This is a genomic window from Plantactinospora sp. WMMB334 (genome assembly GCF_049179095.1).
Classification (GTDB): domain Bacteria; phylum Actinomycetota; class Actinomycetes; order Mycobacteriales; family Micromonosporaceae; genus Plantactinospora.
Window position 1 is genome coordinate 905,810 of record NZ_JBMHME010000002.1, and the last position, 17,157, is coordinate 922,966.

The window sequence follows — 17,157 nt, forward strand, 5'->3', positions numbered from 1 at the left end:
GGTTCGACGCTAGGGCCGCTGCTCAGGTAACCTGTTACGTCGGCCTCGCACAGGCCGGAGTCTGACTATGCCCAAACATCTGCCGACCCATCTCAACCCCAGGTCGCCGCTGGTCCTCGACACGAGGGAACTGCCGCGCCGACCTGGCGTGTTGCGTGCGGTCAATCGGACGGTGGCGGCACCGGCGGACCTCGGCGTGGAGCTGATCGGCGTGCCGGAGGGCGCTGACCTGAGCCTCGATCTGAGGCTGGAGTCGGTGTCCGAGGGCGTACTCGTCTCGGGGACCGTCACCGGTCCGGTCGAGGGCGAGTGCGGCCGTTGCCTGCGCCCGATCACGGACTCGCTGGTCGTCCCGATCCAGGAGCTGTACGCCTACGCGCACAGCACCACGGACGAGACGACCGACGAGGACGAGGTGGGCCGGATGCAGGGCGACCTGATCGACCTGGAACCGGCACTGCGGGACGCGGTGGTGCTCGCACTGCCGACCAACCCGGTGTGCCGGGAGGACTGCCCAGGACTGTGCCCCGAGTGCGGGGTGCATTGGGACGAGCTGCCGGCTGGGCACAGCCACGAGCAGGTCGACCCGCGCTGGGCGGGCCTGTCGCAACTGACCCGTCAAGAGGAGTAGGAAGAACCGTGGCCGTCCCCAAGCGCAAGATGTCGCGCAGCAACACCCGGTCCCGCCGGGCGCAGTGGAAGACCACGGCGGTCGCGACCGTGGCCTGCCCGCAGTGCAAGTCGCCGAAGCTGCCGCACGCGGCCTGCAGCGTCTGCGGCACCTACAACGGCCGCCAGGTCATCGAGGTCTGATCCCCTGGAACTCGAGTGACGCCACCGACCTCCGGTCGGGCGGCGCACCCGCCCTGGCGACTGCCCGGTGCACCGGCTCCCGCCGACGCCGACCGACCCCGGTCGGCCGGCGTTCCCGTGGAGCCGGGCACCGTGCGGATCGCCGTCGACCTCCTCGGCGGGGACGAAGCTCCCGACGTCGTGGTTGACGGCGCTCTGCGGGCGTTCGGCGCCGATCCCGACCTGCGTTTTCTGCTCGTCGGCCCCGCCGAGGTGGCCGACGAGCTGATCGCCGCGCTCCCACCCGCCGACCGGGACCGGGTCGCCGCCCGGCCGGTCCGCGACGCGGTCACGGTGAGCGGTCATCCGGCCGCGATCGTCCGCTCGGAGAACACCATCCAGGCCGCCGTGGCGGCCGTGCGCGAGGGTACGGCCGACGCGGTCGTCTCCGCCGGTGCCACCGGCGCGACCGTGACCGCCGCCGTGCTCGGCTTCGGCCGCTGGCCCGGCGTACGCCGGCCGGCCCTCGTCGCCACCCTGCCCGCGCTCGGCGGCCCGGTGGTGCTGCTCGACGTCGGCGGCTCCCTGGAGGCCCGACCGGCCACCCTGGCCCGGCACGCCGTGCTCGGCGCGGCCTTTGCCGCGGTCACGCACGAGGTGCGCAGGCCGCGGGTCGGGCTGCTCTCCATCGGCACCGAACCGGGCAAGGGCGACCGGACCCGGCGCGCCGCCGATCCGGCCCTGGCCGGGCAGGCGCTGCCGGCCGACGCCCGCTACGTGGGCCTGGTCGAGGGGTACGACGTGGCGTTCGGTAGCCGGGCGGACGTGGTCGTCACCGACGGGTTCACCGGCAACATCCTGCTCAAGGGGATCGAGGGCGCGTACGCGATGGCCGGCGGCCCACCGGCCGGCGGCGGGGCGCCGCGGGCGGCCGTCCTGCTCGGGGTGGCCGGTGCCGTGGTGGTCTGCCACGGCGCGGCCCGGGACGACGACGTCGCCTCGGGGATCGCGCTCGCCGCCCACCTGCACCGGCGCCGGACCATCCCGGCGGTGTCGGCGTTGCTCGCCGACTCCGCCGCCGTGGCCGGCCGTGTCCCCGATCGCGAGGTGCCGGCATGAGTGGCGGAACCAACCAGCTCAGGACCTGGTCCCGGGACGCCCATCGGCTTTCGTGCCGGGGCCGGGACCTCTGCCGACGGCGCGGGGAAGTCGCCGTCGACGCGCACGGCGAGCGCGTCGGCCATCGGCACGGCGAGCGCGTCGGCCATCGGCACGGCGAGCGCGTCGGCCACCGGCGCGGCACGCGCATCGGTTACCGGCGCAGCGCGCACATCAGCCAGCGGGGCAGCGAGTGCATCAGCCAGCTCAGTCGCCGGGGTCGTGGCGGCGACGGGCGAAGCGAGGAGACGGCATGACCAAGGAGAAGCGGCGGCGGCCGCCGATCACGCATCTGGAGGCGGCGTTCGGGGTCGCCCTGGACCCGGAGCTGCTGGAGCGGGCCCTGACGCACCGGTCGTTCGCGTACGAGAACGGCGGCCTGCCCACCAACGAGCGGCTGGAGTTCCTCGGCGACTCCGTACTCGGCGTCGTGATCACCACGGCGCTCTTCCACAACCACCCGGATCTCCCCGAGGGGCAGTTGGCGAAGCTGCGGGCCAGCGTGGTCAACATGCGTGCCCTGGCCGATGTCGCGCGGCGGCTCGGGCCGGCCGGGCTCGGCCCGTACCTGCTGCTCGGCAAGGGCGAGGAGAGCACCGGTGGCCGAGACAAGGCGAGCATCCTCGCCGACACCCTGGAGGCGCTGCTCGGGGCGATCTATCTCCAGTACGGGCTGGACACCGTCGCCATCGTCATCCATCGGCTCTTCGACCCGCTGATGGCGGAGTCCGCCGGCCGGGGCGCGGCGCTGGACTGGAAGACCAGCCTCCAGGAGTTGACCGCCGCGCTCGCGCTCGGCGTGCCGGAGTACCGGATCGACGAGGCGGGGCCCGACCACGCCAAGACCTTCACCGCGTGGGTGGTGGTGGCCGGCCGTAAGTACGGGGGTGCCGACGGACGCAGCAAGAAGGAGGCGGAGCAGCGGGCCGCCGAGGCGGCCTGGCGGACCCTCTCCGAACAGCAGAACGCGTCCGTGGTCGCCGCCGCCTCGTCCGAGGCCGCCGGACCCGCCGCAGCGCCGGCCGACCCCGCCGCGGCGGCCGGAGCGGCGGTGGCAACGCCCGCCTCCACGCCTGCCGGACCGGGCTCGGGTGGGCCGGCCGTCGCGGCCTCCGGCGCACCGGTCGATCCGGACGCACCGGTCGATCCGGACGGCCGCGTCCCGGGTACGGCGGCCGGCGCCGTACCGGACTGAACGAAGGTGGTACATGCCTGAGCTGCCCGAGGTGGAGACGGTCCGGGAAGGGCTGTCCCGCTGGGTGACGGGTCGGCGGATCGCGGCCGTCGAGGTGCGGCACCCGCGTGCCGTACGCCGGCATCTCCCCGGTGCCGGACACTTCGCCGCGGTGCTCGCCGGGCGGACGATCCTGGGCGCCCGGCGTCGCGGAAAATATCTCTGGCTGCCGCTGGACAGCGGCGACGCGGTCGTCGGGCACCTGGGGATGTCCGGGCAGCTGCTGGTCCGGCCGACCGAGGCGGCCGACGAGATCCACCTGCGGATCCGGTTCACCTTCGACGACGGCGGGACCGACCTGCGCTTCGTCGACCAGCGCACCTTCGGCGGGCTGGCCGTCTCCGAGGGCGGCGCGACGCTGCCGACCGAGATCGCGCACATCGCCCGGGACCCGATGGATCCCGAGTTCTCCGACGCCGCCTTCGTGGCCGCCGTACGCCGTCGGCGTACCGAGATCAAGCGGGCGCTGCTCGACCAGACCCTGATCTCGGGCGTCGGCAACATCTACGCCGACGAGGCGCTGTGGCGGGCCGGCCTGCACGGGGCACGACCGACGGAGGCGCTCACCGGTCCGGCGGCCGCCCGGCTGCTCGGCCACGTCCGGGACGTCCTCGCCGAGGCGATCAAGCAGGGCGGCACCAGCTTCGACGCCCTCTACGTCAACGTCAACGGCGAGAGCGGCTACTTCGACCGCGAACTCAACGTCTACGGCCGGGAGGGCCTGCCCTGCCGGCGGTGCGGTACGCCGATCCGGCGGGAGGCGTTCATGAACCGCTCGTCGTTCAGTTGCCCCCGCTGCCAGCCCCGGCCGCGCGGGGTGCGACCGGCCGGCTGACCCGTCACGGCGGCAGGCAGGTGTCCCGGCGTACCCCGAGGTCGCGGTCCTTGCGGATCGAGCTGAGGCCGTAGCCGACCGCGGTGCTGCAGAAGTCTGCCGTGGACCCCTGGTATTCGACGTGGAAGACCGGCTTGCCGGCCCGGGTGAACGGCACCAGCCGGGCGCACTCGGTACGCCGGACGCACTCCTCGTTGACCGCGAAGTCGAAGTACGGCTCCAGGGCCAGCACCTGGTCGATGTCGTTGCCGAGGCCGGGCGCCAGACTCGCCTGTCGGGCCAGGTCGGCGACCCGGCGGTTGAAGGTGAGCTGGTCGTCGAAGGTCAGTGGAAAGCCGGACCGCTGCGCGTAGCCGTCCAGCCCGACCGGCAGCACGGCGACGAACCCCTTGCCGCGGCAGAGCCGGAACCGGTCGGCGAGCACCGGTTCCAGCATCGACCACTGCCGGATGTCCAGCCAGCGGCCGCGCGGTGCGCCCGCCGGCTGTCCCGGCACCCGGGCCGGCGCACCGAGCACGGCGGCCGGAAGGCGCGCCGCGTCCGGGCGGGACTCCTGGTGGATGCCGGCCTCGACGTGGCAGACCAGGCGCCGCCCGTCCGCCCGCAACCGCCGCGCTGCCTCCAGCGACGTCCGGAACCCGTCGAGCACGTACACCTGGGCGTCGACGGTGCTGTCGAGCGTGCCGGTGAGCTGCCACTGCCAGGTCGGCGCCGGCCCGCCGGGCCAGGGTGGCACCGGGGCGGACCGGTCCGGCAGGAGGCGGCACCCCGGGGTGGCCAGCAGCAGCACGGCGGTGACGAGCAGGCCGGCGCTCCGGCGTACCCCGGGCACCTCATCCCGCAGCGCTCAGCACGACCGCGCACCCCCTCGTACGGGCCCAACGAGTCAGGCCGGGCCCGGGGCACGGCGGGCGATCGGGGGTCGGTGGGTGGGCGGGTCGGCCTCAGGCGGCCGAGCCGAACATCTGGGTCCAGTAGAGCCGTCCGTCGGGCCCGGTGGCCACCCCGACGCCCATCGCCCTGGCGTCACAGTTGAGGATGTTGGCCCGGTGCCCGGAGCTGTTCATCCAGCCCTCCATCACGGCGGCGGCGTCGCGGTAGCCCATGGCGACATTCTCGCCGATCGGCCGGTCGTAGCCGGCCCGTCGGGCGCGTTCGACGAAGTCGCTGCCGTCGCTGCCGGTGTGCGACATGTCGGTGTTCTCCGCCTGGTCCTGACTGTGCAGCCGGGCCGCCTCGGCGAGATCGTTGTTGATCACCACGGCAGCACAGCCGTTGGCGGCGCGTTCGCGGTTGACGATCGTCAACACCTGCGTCTCCTGGCTGCTGCTGCCCGCCCCGCTGGCTCCCGACCCGGACCCGGGACCCGGGTCGGAGCCCGAGCCGCCGGGGGTACGCCGGGCAGGTGGAGCGGACGTCCGGGCCGGCTTCGGCGCGGTCGTGGTGACCCTGGGCTTCGGGGAGGTACGGGTGGTGGTCGGGGTCGTGGTCGGGCCGGGAGTCTCCTCGTCGACGTCCGCCGGTTCCGGCGTCGCCAGGTCGATCGGCTCCTCCGGGCCGGCCGCCTCGACCGCCGACTCGTTGCCCCGGGTGCCGGCCGGCGCATCGGTGAGGCCGGCCGGTAGCAGGGCGGCTCCGGCGCCGATGACGCCGAGCAGCGCGGTGACCGCCACGCCCAGTCCGATCGGGCCGCGCAGTGAGGTCGGCCTGCGGTGCCGGCCGGCGCCCGCCCGGTCGGGCCGCTCGTCGTCGTCCCCGCCGCTCTGGACGCTGCTCCAGCCCGGGTACGCGTCGGACAGGTCGGCGTAGGCCCCGGACCGGTCGGCGTAGGCCCCGGACCGGTCGGCGTGCCCGGCGACCGCACGGCGCTCGCCGTCCCGGTCGCGTTCGCCGCGCCGCTCGTCCCGGTGGCGCTCGTCCCGGTGGCGCTCGTCGCGCTCGCCCCGGGCGTGCCGGGACGGGGGCGGATCATCCGGATAACCGGCGCGACCGGCCGGGTCGGCATGACCGGCGGGCGGGGTGGGCCAGTCGGCGCCATCCTCCCAGTCGGCCTCTTCGCTCCACCCCTGCACGCGACGCCTCCACTGATTCCGGAATCCGGGCCACTGCTCCCGGAGGCCACTGCCGCCGGACACTCCCGGGTCACTGCTTCCGAGATCTCGGCACGGCCTGATCACTGTCCGTGCGGACGCTACGCGGGCCCTCGGGCCAGGAGCAACGCGGCTAAGGAAGAAATAAGGGGGGACCCATCGGCGGGATTACGTCCTTGGCCAGGGCTCTTGCTGATCCAGACATCGATCGGGGATAGACTGTGGTCGTCCGGACAGCGTCCTGTTCGTGCCGCTGCGGCAGCTCTCGGTCAGCGAGTGGTTGACGGCACAGGTGGCTCATGCCCGGGGAAACTTGACTCCGCCGGGACATCGGCACACTATGTAAGTGTCGCCAGTCGCGCCCGACCGTGCCCGCGTTTTCGCGCGGGTGGGCAGTCGCGTACGAGTTGGGCGCGCGTTGGCCGGCCTTTCCGGCAGCGCATTACAAGGAGACGATATGGCGAAGGCCCTCTACGGCCACGTCGGTGCGGCGCCAGACCGGCGCCTCCTCGACGAGGTCACCCGACTGCGTGCCAGGGTTCAGGCACTGGAGTTCGAGACAACGCGGTTGCGTGCCGAGAACGATCGGCTCGCGGCGGCGGCGGCCGAGGCAGACGATCTGCTGCGGCTGGCCGAGCCCGCGCTGACCTGAGCTTCGGGCGCCGGGTGACCGGCGCCCCGCCTGGACAACTGAATCGCACCAGAAAACGCGCGCCGACACATCCGTGACGGCGCGCAGTTCTGTTCCCGGCGTCGCCGCAACCGTCTCCTCCCCGGGGCCACGTCCCCGCCGACGGCCGTGTTCCACCCGAACGGCCGTCCCCGCCGGCGGCCGTTCGATCCGAACGGCCGTTGAACGCTGCGCAGACGGTTTTCGGCGATCCGATACGCTGGGCGAGGCGTGCCACGTCGGGCATGACGCCCAGCCCCGGGTTACTCTGCGGGTTGACCAGGCTCCCACCGCCGGGGGCAGGCAGTCTCCGCCGAGCCGGGGCGCGGCCGAGCGGCTGACGATCCGGTCGTGGCGGTGCCGGACCGGGAAACGCTGCGTCTGCCCGGCGGTCGCGCCGGACGAGGATCGGGAACGTGTATCTCAAGAGCCTGACGGTGAAGGGCTTCAAGTCCTTCGCCTCCAGCACGACCTTCAAGCTGGAGCCGGGGATCACCTGCGTGGTGGGTCCCAACGGCTCGGGCAAGTCGAACGTGGTCGACGCGATCGCCTGGGTGCTCGGCGAGCACAGCGCCAAGGCGCTGCGCGGCGGCAAGATGGAGGACGTGATCTTCGCCGGCACCGCCGGCCGGGCGCCGCTGGGCAGGGCCGAGGTCACCCTGACGATCGACAACACCGACGGTGCGCTGCCGATCGACTACACCGAGGTGTCGATCACCCGCCGGATGTTTCGGTCCGGCGAGAGCGAATACGAGATCAACGGCGACTCCTGCCGGCTCCTCGACATCCAGGAACTCCTCTCCGACTCCGGGATCGGCCGGGAGATGCACGTCATCGTCGGGCAGGGCCAGCTCGACGCCGTGTTGCACGCCAAGCCGGAGGACCGGCGGGCCTTCATCGAGGAGGCTGCCGGCGTACTCAAGCATCGCAAGCGCAAGGAGAAGGCCCTGCGCAAGCTCGACGCGATGCAGGTCAACCTCAACCGGCTGACCGACCTCACCGCCGAGCTGCGCCGGCAGCTCAAGCCGCTGGGCCGGCAGGCCGAGGTGGCCCGGCGGGCCCAGGGCATCCAGGCCGACCTGCGGGACGCCCGGCTGCGGCTGCTCGCCGACGACCTGGCCACGCTCCGCTCGACCCTGGACAAGGAGATCGCCGACGAGGCCGCCCTGCGGCAGCGCCGCGAGCAGGTCGAGGCGGAGCACGGCGAGGTGCAGTCCCGGCTCGGCGAGCTGGAGGCGGCGCTGGCCGAGGACGCCCCGCTGCTCGCCCGCGCCCAGGAGACCTGGTACGCACTCTCCGCGCTCACCGAGCGGTTCCGTTCCACCGAGCAGCTGGCCCGGGAGCGGCTGCGGCACCTCAGCACCACCCCGGACGACGAGCGCCCCGGCCGCGACCCCGACCGGCTCGACGCCGAGGCCGAGGAGGTCCGCGCGCACGAGGAGGAGCTGCGCGCCGCGCTCACCGAGGACCAGGTGCGGCTGGCCGAGGCGGTGGAGAACCGCCAGCAGCTCGAACGCCAGCTCGCCGAGGCCGAACGGGCGCTTGTCGCCGCCGCGAAGGCGATCGCGGACCGGCGGGAGGGGCTGGCGAAGCTGACCGGGCAGGTCAACTCGGCGCGGGCGCGTACCGGGTCGGCGGCCGAGGAGATCGAGCGGCTCGCCGCCGCGCACGCCGACGCGCAGCTGCGGGCCGAGCAGACCCAGGCCGAGCTGGACGCCGTCGCCGAGCAGTCCTCCGAGGCGGACCGGGACAACGCCGAGCTGGACGCCCGGCACGCCGAGGCGGTCGCCGCGCAGGAGGAGGCGGCGGCCCGGGTGCGTACCCTCTCCGACGCCGAACGGGCGGCGGAGAAGGACGCGGCGACCTGGAAGGCCCGGGAAGAGGCGCTGGCGATGGGGCTGCGCCGCAAGGACGGCGCCGGGGCGCTGCTGGCCCGCGCCGACCAGGTGCCGGGGCTGCTGGGCGGGCTGGCGGGAATGCTGACCGTGGCACCCGGGCACGAGGCGGCGCTCGCCGCCGCGCTCGGCTCGCTCGCCGACGCGGTCGCGGTCGCCGGGGTCGACGAGGCGGCGGAGGCGATGCGCTGGCTGCGGATCCAGGACGCCGGCCGGGCCGAGCTGCTGGTCGGCGGCCAGGCCGGACCGGGCATGATCGGCTCACCGGACGCGCTCCGCCCGGCCCTGCCGGCCGGCGCGCACTGGGCGCCGGACCTGGTCGGCTGCCCCGAGGACGTCCGCCCGGCGGTGCATCGGGCGCTGCGCGACGTGGTGCTTGTCGACACGCTGGAGACCGCTAGCCGGGTGGTGGCCGGCAACCCCGAACTGCGGGCGGTCACCGCCGACGGTGACGTGCTCGGCGGCTACGCGGCGGCCGGCGGCGCGGCGAAGGCGCCGAGCTTCATCGAGGTGCAGGCCGCCGTCGAGGAGGCCCGCACCAACCGGGCCGTCGCCGAGCAGACCATCGCCGAGCTGCGCGACCAGCTCGGTGAGGCGCGCGAGGAGGTGGCCGAGCGCAAGCAGGCGGTCGCCGCCGCGGCGGCGGTGAAGCGGGACGCGGAGGGGCAGCGCAACGCCGCCGCCCGCCGGCTCGCCGAACTGGGTGCCGCCGCCCGGTCGGCGAAGGCGGAGATGGACCGGCTCGCCGAGTCGCGCGGCCGGGCCGAGCAGGCGCGGGAGCGGGATCTCGCCGGCCTGGCCGAGCTGGAGGAGCGACTCCGGCTCGCCGAGGCGACCCCGGTCGACGCCGACCCGTCGACCGAGGAACGGGACGAGCTGGCCGCGTACCTGCCGCAGGCCCGGCAGAACGAGATGGAGGTGCGGCTCGCGGTGCGTACCGCCGAGGAGCGGGTCGCCTCGATCGCCGGCCGGGCCGACTCGCTGGCCCGGCAGGCCGCCGCCGAGCGGGCCGCCCGGGAGCGGGCCGCCGCCCGGCGGGCGGCCAGGGCCCGGGGCGCCGCCATCGCCCGCGCCGTCGAGTTCGGCGCCCGCGAGGCGCTGACCCGGCTCGCGGTCTCGCTGGCGGCGGCCGAGCAGACCCGGGACGCCGTGGCGCAGGCCCGCTCCGCCCGCGAGGCCGAGCTCCAGGAGGTACGCGGCGCGGCCAAGCGGCTCGGCGCCGACCTGGAGCGGCTGACCAGTGCGGTGCACCGGGACGAGGTGGCCCGGGCCGAGCAGCGGCTGCGGATCGAGCAGTTGGAGGCGAAGGCGGCCGAGGACTTCGGGCTCGACGTCGAGGCCCTGGTCGCCGAGTACGGCCCCCAACAGCCCGTCCCGCCGAGCCAGGCGGAGATCACCGCCGCCGAGCGGGACGAGCGGCCGGCGCCCGAGCCGGTGCCGTTCGACCGGCCGGTGCAGGAGAAGCGCGCCGCCAAGGCGGAACGCGAGCTGGCGCTGCTCGGCAAGGTCAACCCGCTGGCCCTGGAGGAGTTCGCCGCCCTGGAGGAGCGCTACAAGTTCCTCTCCGAGCAGCTCGAAGACCTCAAGGCGACCCGCCGGGACCTGCTCACCGTGGTCAAGGACGTGGACGACCGGATCCTGGAGGTCTTCGCCAGCGCCTACCAGGACACCGCCCGGGAGTTCGAAGAGGTCTTCACCGTCCTCTTCCCCGGCGGCGAGGGGCGGCTGGTGCTCACCGACCCGGAGGACCTGCTCACCACCGGTGTCGAGGTCGAGGCCCGGCCGCCGGGCAAGAAGATCAAGCGGCTCTCGCTGCTCTCCGGCGGCGAGCGGTCGCTGACCGCCGTCGCGCTGCTGGTGGCGATCTTCCGGGCCCGGCCCAGCCCGTTCTACATCATGGACGAGGTCGAGGCGGCGTTGGACGACGTCAACCTGGGCCGGCTGATCACCCTGATGGCCCAGTTGCGGGAGAAGAGCCAGTTGATCGTCGTCACCCACCAGAAGCGGACGATGGAGGTGGCCGACGCCCTGTACGGCGTGACCATGCGCAGCGGCGTGACCCAGGTGATCAGCCAGCGACTCGGCAACGAGGAGGAGTGATGCCGCGCGAGCGCGCCAGCGCCCTGCTGGTGGACCTGGACGGGGTGCTCCGCCGCTGGGACCCGGAAGCGACCGCCGCCGTCGAACGACGCCACGGCCTCCCGGCCGGCGCCCTCTACGAGACCGCGATGCGCTGGTCGCTGCTGCAACCGGCGGTCACCGGCCGGCTCAGCCACGCCGACTGGCTGGCCGGGGTCGCCGACGCGCTCGCCGAGGCCGCCGCCGGAGCGGACCGTGCCGGGACGGCGGACCGTGCCGGGACGGCGGACCGTGCCCAGGCGGCGGTGCGGGCCGAGGCGACGGCGAACCGGGCCGAGGCGGCGGTGCGGGCCGAGGCGGCGGTGCGGGAGTGGCAGGCCGACCGGGGCACCGTGGACCCGGAGGTGCTGGCCTTCGTCCGGGAGGTCAGGGCGGCCGGGATCCGGGTCGGGCTGGCCAGCAACGCGACCGACCTGCTCGACGCCGACCTGGCCCAGCTCGGCCTGACCGACGAGGTGGACGTGGTGGTCAACTCCTCGGCGCTGGGCGTGGCGAAGCCGAGCCGGGAATACTTCGAGCGGGCCTGCCTGGCCGTCGGCACCCCGCCGGCCCAGGTGCTCTTCGTCGACGACGAGGACCGGTCGGTGCGCGGGGCCCGGGTCGCCGGGCTCTCGGCGTACCGGTGGAACGGGCCGGCGGACCTGCGCTACCTGCGGGCGGCGCTGGCCGCCTGAACGAGCCGCGTCAGGTGTCGGCCGTGCCGGTGCCGGTGGCGGCCCGGCGGCGGGCCGCCACGACGAGGGCGACGTTCTCCAACCAGCGGGCCAGCGTCTCGTCGTGCTCCGGGCCCTGCTCCGGCACCGCGTACGCCGCCGCCAACCAGCTCGCGGCGAGCGCCGCCTGCTCCGGTGTGGGGAGCGGTTCCGGCAGCGTGACCGCGTAACCGGTGCCGCCCCGGCGGACGACCTCGGCCAGGAACGTCAGCGACCGCGGCCGGGTGCCGAGCCGGTCGGCCGCGAGCGCCGCCGCCACCGCCACCTCGCCGGGCGGCCGGCCCCCGTCGCGCAGCCCGGCCGCCAGCGCCGCCGGCACGTCCAGGGCCCGCAGCTCGTCCTCGCCGATCCTCGGATAGCTCATCTCGTCCTCACCCGGGCAGCCGGACGCTTGTCAGCTCGTGCGGTACGCCGTTGCCGATCGAGTCGAGCCGGCCGTCGACGAAGTCGTCCTCGTCGACCCAGACCGTGTAGCCCCACGGGTTGTAGACCTGCAACCGGTCGCCGTCGTGGCCGATGACCAGCATCTGGTGCCCGCCGTTGTCGTCGTGGCTGGAGAAGGGGACGGCGTGCCCCTCGTCGACCGCGCGTTCGATCTCCGGCAGCACCGCGCGGCGCTCCTCGGCGTTGTCGACGCCCCGGTTCTCGTAGTCGACGCCGGTCCGGGCGCCGATCTCCTCGTCGGCGATCGTCTCGGACTGGTCGTTGCTCATCCCGTCGCTGCCGAGCACCGGCAGGTCCTGGTACCAGGAACGGCCGCCGTCGTAGACGCGTACCTGCTCGTCGCGGAGGCGTTCGGCGAACGCGGCACCGTTGTCGTACGCCGGGTCGCCCGGGTGGCCGCCGGTGGTGAGCTGGAGGGCGTAGAGGGGGTCGACGTGGGCCCGGGCGGTGACCGTGGAGGACGCCACGCAGGTCGGGTACTGCCCCTGCGTCCACTCCGTGCCGTCGAAGACCGTGTCCTGCCGCAGCCCGGTCGGCATCGGGCCACCGGCGTCCAGCGGGCTGAGGTGATCGCGCAGCCAGGCCGGGTCGTCGCCGTACGGGCCGATCAGCCGGTCGAACTCGGCGATCCTGTCGAGGTCGTAGCCGGCGGCGAGGGCGCGCATCAGGTATGCCCGGTGCTCCGGGCTGCCCGCCCCGGCCAGCAGCGCCGCCAGCCTGGCCTGGTCGGCCTCGCTCAGCGCGGCGAGCCGGTCGGCCGCCCGGTCGGCCATCGAGGCCGACAGGATCGCCGAGTCCATGCCGGTGCCGGTGCTGCCCGCGTCGGTCAGCAGCAGCTCGTCCAGGGCGGGGAGCGGCGAGTCGCCCAGCCGCGGCAACCGGGCCTGCGAGGCGAGGTCGAAGAAGGTGCTGCTGGTCTCCCGGGACGACTCCTGCACGGCGGCGTGCGCGGCGACCCGTTCGGCCATCGCGCCCTTCGCGAGCTGGTGGGCCCGGTACATCGTGTCGCCGTCGTAGTGCAGTGGGTCGGTGAAGGGCCCGGCGGTGACCTCTTCGGTCAGGTCGTACGCCTCGCGTAGCGGGGTGAGGGCGGCGGTGTCCCGCTGCTTCGCGGTCTCCAGGGTGCCGGCCAGCGAGCGCAGCCCGTGCGCGACCTTGCCCATGACGCCGACACCGCGCTCCAGGGCCCGTTCGGCGGCGGCGAGCGCGTCCGTCGCCGCGACCCGGGTCTCGCCCGCCCAGACCGCCGGGAGCCGCCGCTGCCGGATCTCGCTCACCGCCATCAGCGCGGTGTCGAGGCGCTTCTCGGCCCGGTCGTGGTCGGCGGCGAGCGACTCCAGTGTCGACGGTTCGCCGCCCGGCCCGGAGACGCCCAGGGCCTCCCGGGTGGAGTAGTGCAGCGCGCCGGCGTTCCAGAAGCCGTTCTGGTCGTCGATGTCGCGCTTCAGCTCCCTGAGCCGGGGCAACGGGGTGTCGTCGTCGCTCATCGGGGGCCTCCGGGACCGAACCGGGCGCTGGCGTTCTCGTCGGACCGGTCGTAGTTGTCGGCCGCCGTGTCGAGTGCGTCGGCGAGCTGGCGCAGTGCCTCGGCGATGCCGCTCAGCTCGCCGCGCCAGGCCTGCGAGACGGCCTTGTAGCCGTCGTGACTGCCGTAGCGGTCGAAGGCGAAACCGACAAGCGTGCGGTCCTCGGTCGACCGGGTCGCCCTGCCCGCCTCGCCGACCGCGTCGGCGGCCTCGTCCCGGAGTTGTTTCGCCGCCGCCCGCAACGCGGCGGTGTCCACCCGCACCATCGCCCGTCCCCTCGTCGCCCCGCACCATATCGCCCGGACGCCTGCCGCGTGGCCCCGTGCCGGACGCCTGCCGCGTGGCCCCGTGCCGGACGGCGGTGCGGTGAGCCGAGCAGCGGTATCGTGATCGGCCGTGGCCCATCCCAGACGCGTCGTGCTGATCTGCGCCGCCCTCGCCCTGCTGGTCGTCGTGGCGGCGGTGGTGGGGCTGGTGATCCGCCGGCAGATCCGATACGGCGCGATCGCCGACCAGGAGACCGGGTCGATCAGTGTGGACGTCGGCGACCGGTTCTCGCTGCGGGTGCCGGACCGCGGTCCGTCGGTCGGCGACCGGTGGTCCGCGTCGACGGAGCCCGCCGGCCTGGTGGAGCAGGTCGGCGACGAGCTGGTCTCGGACAGTCTCGGTGACCGGTTGCTCGGGCCGGCCCTCGGCGGTGGCGGCGGCTTCCGTTATTTCAGGTTCGACGCGGAACGGGCCGGCCAGGTGACGATCACCCTGTCGAACTGCTTCCAGGGCTGCCGGAACGAGCGCACCCGGAGCCGGTCGACGGCCACCGTCTGGACGGTGACGATCTCCTGAAGCCGTCCGGACCAGCACCGTCCGGACCTGCGCGTGGCTATTCGCCGGTCGTACCGTCGATACGTTCGCGGATTAGGTCGGCGTGGCCGTTGTGCCGGGCGTACTCCTCGATCATGTGCAGATAGACCCAGCGCAACGTCATGTCCCGGCCACGCGGGCCGACGAAAATCTCCTCCAACGACCGGCCGTCGACGGCTTGGCGAACGAGGCCGATCTCGGTCCGCAGGGTGTCGAGGTCGGCCGACGGATCGGCGTCGTCGAGCGCTTCGAGGTCGCGGTCCGGTTGCGCCTCCGTGAAATAGAGCGGCGGCAGGTCGAGCCGGGCGAACCACTTGCGGAACCAGTGCCGCTCGTTGTCCGCGGCATGCCGGACCAGGCCGAGCAGGGTCAGCCCGGAGGGCGCGACACTGGCGGTGCGAAGCTGCTCGGAGGTGAGGCCGGCGCACTTGCCGAGCAGGGTCTGCCGGTGGAAGTCGAGCCAGCCGTCGAGCATGGCGCGCTCGTCGGCGACGAGGGGTGCGCGCTGCCGCTCGACCTCTGGTGCGGTCCAGTCCATCGGCACATGATCGCACGATCCCCCCGGGGCCCTCCCCGCCGTCGATGACCTCCCTGACCGCCTGTCTGCGGCCAGCAACCGGCGCCGCTGCCGGCAACGGACGTCGCCCGTCAAGATCTTGGTAATCCGTGGTTCGCGTCGAACCACGGATTACCAGGATCCTTTCGGGTCCTGTCGCTTGTGCACGTGAGGCAGCCGGAGGGTGCGGTGATCGTCTACACCAGAGCGGAGTGGGACGCCTTCCTGACCGGTGCCAAGAGACGGCCAGTTCGACTTCTGACTCGTTCGACTTCTGATGCGGGTCCCTGGTCCTGGGCTGGCCGCCGGTCCGCCGATCGCCGATCCTCTCCGTCTGCGGGGCCGTGGGGGATCAGCCGGTGAGCGCGCGCCGGGCGACCGTGCGCAGGCTGCCGTCCGGCGCGGTCCCCTCGATGGTCACCTCGGCGGCGCGGTCCTCGTGGCGGAGCGTGCTGACCGCGTTGCCGAAGTAGGGGCCGTCGAGCTTGCGCCAGCGCACCGGCGGGCGGCGGATCCCGGCCGTGCGCGCCAGTGCCCGGGCCGCGACGGTGGGGCCGCGCCACCAGCCGAGCCGGAGCAGCGGTCGCATCGGCCCGGGTATCTGGTTGTGGATCGGCGAGCAGGTCAACTGGTGCACCGGGGTGGTGACCGACCCGCCGGGGAAGCGGGCCCGGGCGACGTACGAGTGGTGCACGTCGCCGGAGAGCACGCTGATCGACGCCGGTGGCGGGTACGCCGGTCCGGCTCCGACCCGCGCACCCGGCCGCCCGCCGCCGGGTTGCTCCGGCCCCCCGCCGCCGGGTTGCTCCTGCGGTCCGGTGCCGAGTCGGACGAAGACCTGGGCCAGCGCGTCGAAGGACCGGCGGAAGGCGGCCCAGTGCTCCAGGTCCAGCGCCCGGCGCAGCCGCTCGGCGAAGGCCGCGACCCGGGGCCGCTCCGAGTCGGCGAGCCGCTCGTTCCAGGACTCCAGGTGGTGGATGCCGGGCGGCAGCAGCCAGGGCAGCGAGGAGCCGACCACCAGGTGGTCGTAGTCGCCGTGCACCTGGTCGACGAACCACGCCCACTCGGTCGGCGGCAGCATCGCCCGGTGCCGGCGGTCCAGTACCCGGCTGCACCGGTTGTCCAGCACCACCAGCCGGGTCCGGCCGACGTCCAGCGAGTAGCTCCACTGGTAGCGGCCGGGTACGGCGGCCTCGGCCGGCGACCCGCCCCGGCCCAGCGCGGCATCGTAGCCGGTCGCCTCGGCGTCGACGCGCTCGCCGAACTCGCGCAGCACCGAGGTGGCGTCCTCGGCGGCGACGACCTTGGCGTACACCGGGTCGGCGGCGAGCTCGTCCGGCTCGAGGTTGCCCAGGTGCTGGTAGACCCAGTACGACGCGAGGCCGCTGGAGATCCGCTCCGCCCACCACGGCTCGGCGTGGGTGGCGCTCCGCCACGGCGTCGAGGTGTTCCAGTCGTCGATGATCTCGTGGTCGTCGAAGATCATCACGCTCGGCACGGTGGAGAGCAGCCAGCGGATCTCCGGGTCGCGCCACGACTCCAGGTAGAGCTTCGTGTACTCGTCGAAGCTGACCACCTGGTCGGCCGGGGCACCCGCGCTCCGGTCACGGCGGCGGCGCAGCAGCTTGCGTACCGTCGGCGAGGTCTGGTCGGCGTAGACCTGGTCACCGAGGAGCACGAGGAGGTCGGGCCACTCGCCAGCGGCGTCCGCGGTGGCGCCGGCGCCGCCCGCCCCGCCGGCACCGGTCGACGCCATCAACCGCCGGGAGTACGCGTCGAGCGCGTCCGGCGGCAGCTTCCGGGCGGTGGCGTGCTGGGTGGTCTCCCGGCAGGAGCCGAAGACCAGGCGCGCCCCCGGATCGCCGGCCGCGCGGGTCCGGATCACGCTCGGCGGAAACGTCGTCCCGGGCTCCGGCCAGACCTGCTCACCGTCGAGGAGGACCTGGTACGGGACGGCCCGGCCCGGCTCAAGCCCTTCCACCACGACCAGTGCGTAGTGGTGGTCGAAGGCGCTGAACGTGGCCGCCTCGCCGGCCGCGCCCTCCGTCGTCTCGACCCGGACCAGGGCCGGCCCGCTGGTCTCCACCCAGACGGTGGCCCTGGAGCCGACCACCCGGCGCAGCACCGGGCCGATCAGTAGCCGGGCGGTGGACATGCGGGACCTCCGAGCGGGGAAGGGTGACGACCTCGATCCTGCTGTCCGGTCGGCCGCGACACCCGCCCGTCCCGGCGGGCCACGGCATT

The 17,157-nt window shown here is 74.2% G+C and carries 17 protein-coding genes; 10 read left to right on the top strand and 7 right to left on the bottom strand.

What is annotated here, in order from left to right; all coding sequences use genetic code 11:
- The first annotated feature begins 67 nt into the window (after window positions 1-67).
- From ACN27G_RS03890 to mutM, 6 genes are all read left to right on the top strand, one after another.
- On the top strand, window positions 68-631 hold the full coding sequence (locus tag ACN27G_RS03890) for a YceD family protein (protein ID WP_421491407.1): 564 nt from the start codon (window positions 68-70) through the stop codon (window positions 629-631).
- 8 nt (window positions 632-639) lie between these two features.
- Window positions 640-813: a 50S ribosomal protein L32 gene (rpmF, locus tag ACN27G_RS03895; protein WP_089254967.1), complete on the top strand. Its 174-nt coding sequence runs from the start codon at window positions 640-642 to the stop codon at window positions 811-813.
- A 117-nt stretch (window positions 814-930) separates the two neighbouring features.
- Entirely contained in the window at window positions 931-1,911 is a 981-nt protein-coding gene (locus tag ACN27G_RS03900; RefSeq protein WP_421497221.1) for a phosphate acyltransferase PlsX, read from the top strand.
- The gene (locus tag ACN27G_RS03905; protein ID WP_421491408.1) at window positions 1,908-2,207 is read left to right on the top strand and encodes a hypothetical protein; all 300 of its coding nucleotides are present in this window, start codon (window positions 1,908-1,910) and stop codon (window positions 2,205-2,207) included. The genes ACN27G_RS03900 and ACN27G_RS03905 overlap by 4 nt, the downstream gene beginning before the upstream one ends.
- The gene (rnc, locus tag ACN27G_RS03910) at window positions 2,204-3,145 is read left to right on the top strand and encodes a ribonuclease III (RefSeq protein ID WP_421491409.1); all 942 of its coding nucleotides are present in this window, start codon (window positions 2,204-2,206) and stop codon (window positions 3,143-3,145) included. Before ACN27G_RS03905 ends, rnc begins: the two co-directional genes overlap by 4 nt.
- Window positions 3,146-3,158: 13 nt before the next feature.
- A complete protein-coding gene (gene mutM / locus ACN27G_RS03915) occupies window positions 3,159-4,019 on the top strand; it encodes a bifunctional DNA-formamidopyrimidine glycosylase/DNA-(apurinic or apyrimidinic site) lyase (RefSeq protein WP_421491410.1) in 861 nt (286 codons plus the stop codon).
- 4 nt (window positions 4,020-4,023) lie between these two features.
- Here mutM and ACN27G_RS03920 read toward each other — a convergent pair whose 3' ends face one another.
- Together ACN27G_RS03920 and ACN27G_RS03925 are read right to left on the bottom strand one after the other, a co-directional pair.
- Window positions 4,024-4,851: an endo alpha-1,4 polygalactosaminidase gene (locus tag ACN27G_RS03920; protein WP_421491411.1), complete on the bottom strand. Its 828-nt coding sequence runs from the start codon at window positions 4,849-4,851 to the stop codon at window positions 4,024-4,026.
- Between the two features lie 112 nt (window positions 4,852-4,963).
- The gene (locus tag ACN27G_RS03925; protein WP_421491412.1) at window positions 4,964-6,091 is read right to left on the bottom strand and encodes a CAP domain-containing protein; all 1,128 of its coding nucleotides are present in this window, start codon (window positions 6,089-6,091) and stop codon (window positions 4,964-4,966) included.
- 475 nt (window positions 6,092-6,566) lie between these two features.
- Between ACN27G_RS03925 and ACN27G_RS03930 the strand changes: the two genes are divergently transcribed.
- The 3 genes from ACN27G_RS03930 to ACN27G_RS03940 all read left to right on the top strand — a co-directional run bounded on the left by ACN27G_RS03930 (window position 6,567) and on the right by ACN27G_RS03940 (window position 11,487).
- Window positions 6,567-6,761 carry a hypothetical protein gene (locus tag ACN27G_RS03930; protein WP_203858414.1) on the top strand — a complete coding sequence of 65 codons (195 nt, stop codon included), beginning with the start codon at window positions 6,567-6,569 and terminating at the stop codon, window positions 6,759-6,761.
- Between the two features lie 434 nt (window positions 6,762-7,195).
- A complete protein-coding gene (smc, locus tag ACN27G_RS03935) occupies window positions 7,196-10,774 on the top strand; it encodes a chromosome segregation protein SMC (RefSeq protein WP_421491413.1) in 3,579 nt (1,192 codons plus the stop codon).
- On the top strand, window positions 10,774-11,487 hold the full coding sequence (locus tag ACN27G_RS03940; protein WP_421491414.1) for an HAD family hydrolase: 714 nt from the start codon (window positions 10,774-10,776) through the stop codon (window positions 11,485-11,487). Before smc ends, ACN27G_RS03940 begins: the two co-directional genes overlap by 1 nt.
- A 10-nt stretch (window positions 11,488-11,497) precedes the next feature.
- Here the strand turns inward: ACN27G_RS03940 and ACN27G_RS03945 are convergent, their stop codons facing one another.
- The 3 genes from ACN27G_RS03945 to ACN27G_RS03955 are packed head-to-tail and all read right to left on the bottom strand — an operon-like array spanning window position 11,498 to window position 13,762.
- A complete protein-coding gene (locus ACN27G_RS03945) occupies window positions 11,498-11,890 on the bottom strand; it encodes a hypothetical protein (protein WP_421491415.1) in 393 nt (130 codons plus the stop codon).
- A 7-nt stretch (window positions 11,891-11,897) separates the two neighbouring features.
- Entirely contained in the window at window positions 11,898-13,457 is a 1,560-nt protein-coding gene (locus ACN27G_RS03950; RefSeq protein ID WP_421491416.1) for a hypothetical protein, read from the bottom strand.
- Window positions 13,454-13,762 carry a WXG100 family type VII secretion target gene (locus tag ACN27G_RS03955; protein ID WP_421491417.1) on the bottom strand — a complete coding sequence of 103 codons (309 nt, stop codon included), beginning with the start codon at window positions 13,760-13,762 and terminating at the stop codon, window positions 13,454-13,456. Before ACN27G_RS03955 ends, ACN27G_RS03950 begins: the two co-directional genes overlap by 4 nt.
- A 130-nt stretch (window positions 13,763-13,892) precedes the next feature.
- On the opposite strand from ACN27G_RS03955, the gene ACN27G_RS03960 reads away from it, so the two are divergent.
- A complete protein-coding gene (locus ACN27G_RS03960) occupies window positions 13,893-14,339 on the top strand; it encodes a protease inhibitor I42 family protein (protein ID WP_421491418.1) in 447 nt (148 codons plus the stop codon).
- A 37-nt stretch (window positions 14,340-14,376) separates the two neighbouring features.
- Here the strand turns inward: ACN27G_RS03960 and ACN27G_RS03965 are convergent, their stop codons facing one another.
- Together ACN27G_RS03965 and ACN27G_RS03970 are read right to left on the bottom strand one after the other, a co-directional pair.
- Window positions 14,377-14,895: a DinB family protein gene (locus ACN27G_RS03965; RefSeq protein WP_421491419.1), complete on the bottom strand. Its 519-nt coding sequence runs from the start codon at window positions 14,893-14,895 to the stop codon at window positions 14,377-14,379.
- Window positions 14,896-15,265: 370 nt separating this feature from the next.
- On the bottom strand, window positions 15,266-17,068 hold the full coding sequence (locus tag ACN27G_RS03970) for an alkaline phosphatase D family protein (RefSeq protein ID WP_421491420.1): 1,803 nt from the start codon (window positions 17,066-17,068) through the stop codon (window positions 15,266-15,268).
- Window positions 17,069-17,157: the final 89 nt, after the last annotated feature.

Excerpts from the sequence above, each read along its gene's own strand:
- ACN27G_RS03945 (WP_421491415.1), bottom strand. The coding sequence starts at position 11,890 with ATGAGCTATCCGAGGATCGGCGAGGACGAGCTGCGGGCCCTGGACGTG.
- mutM (WP_421491410.1), top strand. The coding sequence starts at position 3,159 with ATGCCTGAGCTGCCCGAGGTGGAGACGGTCCGGGAAGGGCTGTCCCGC.
- rnc (WP_421491409.1), top strand. The coding sequence starts at position 2,204 with ATGACCAAGGAGAAGCGGCGGCGGCCGCCGATCACGCATCTGGAGGCG.
- ACN27G_RS03955 (WP_421491417.1), bottom strand. The coding sequence starts at position 13,762 with ATGGTGCGGGTGGACACCGCCGCGTTGCGGGCGGCGGCGAAACAACTC.
- ACN27G_RS03950 (WP_421491416.1), bottom strand. The coding sequence starts at position 13,457 with ATGAGCGACGACGACACCCCGTTGCCCCGGCTCAGGGAGCTGAAGCGC.
- ACN27G_RS03890 (WP_421491407.1), top strand. The coding sequence starts at position 68 with ATGCCCAAACATCTGCCGACCCATCTCAACCCCAGGTCGCCGCTGGTC.
- ACN27G_RS03905 (WP_421491408.1), top strand. The coding sequence starts at position 1,908 with ATGAGTGGCGGAACCAACCAGCTCAGGACCTGGTCCCGGGACGCCCAT.
- ACN27G_RS03930 (WP_203858414.1), top strand. The coding sequence starts at position 6,567 with ATGGCGAAGGCCCTCTACGGCCACGTCGGTGCGGCGCCAGACCGGCGC.
- ACN27G_RS03940 (WP_421491414.1), top strand. The coding sequence starts at position 10,774 with ATGCCGCGCGAGCGCGCCAGCGCCCTGCTGGTGGACCTGGACGGGGTG.
- ACN27G_RS03970 (WP_421491420.1), bottom strand. The coding sequence starts at position 17,068 with ATGTCCACCGCCCGGCTACTGATCGGCCCGGTGCTGCGCCGGGTGGTC.
- ACN27G_RS03965 (WP_421491419.1), bottom strand. The coding sequence starts at position 14,895 with ATGGACTGGACCGCACCAGAGGTCGAGCGGCAGCGCGCACCCCTCGTC.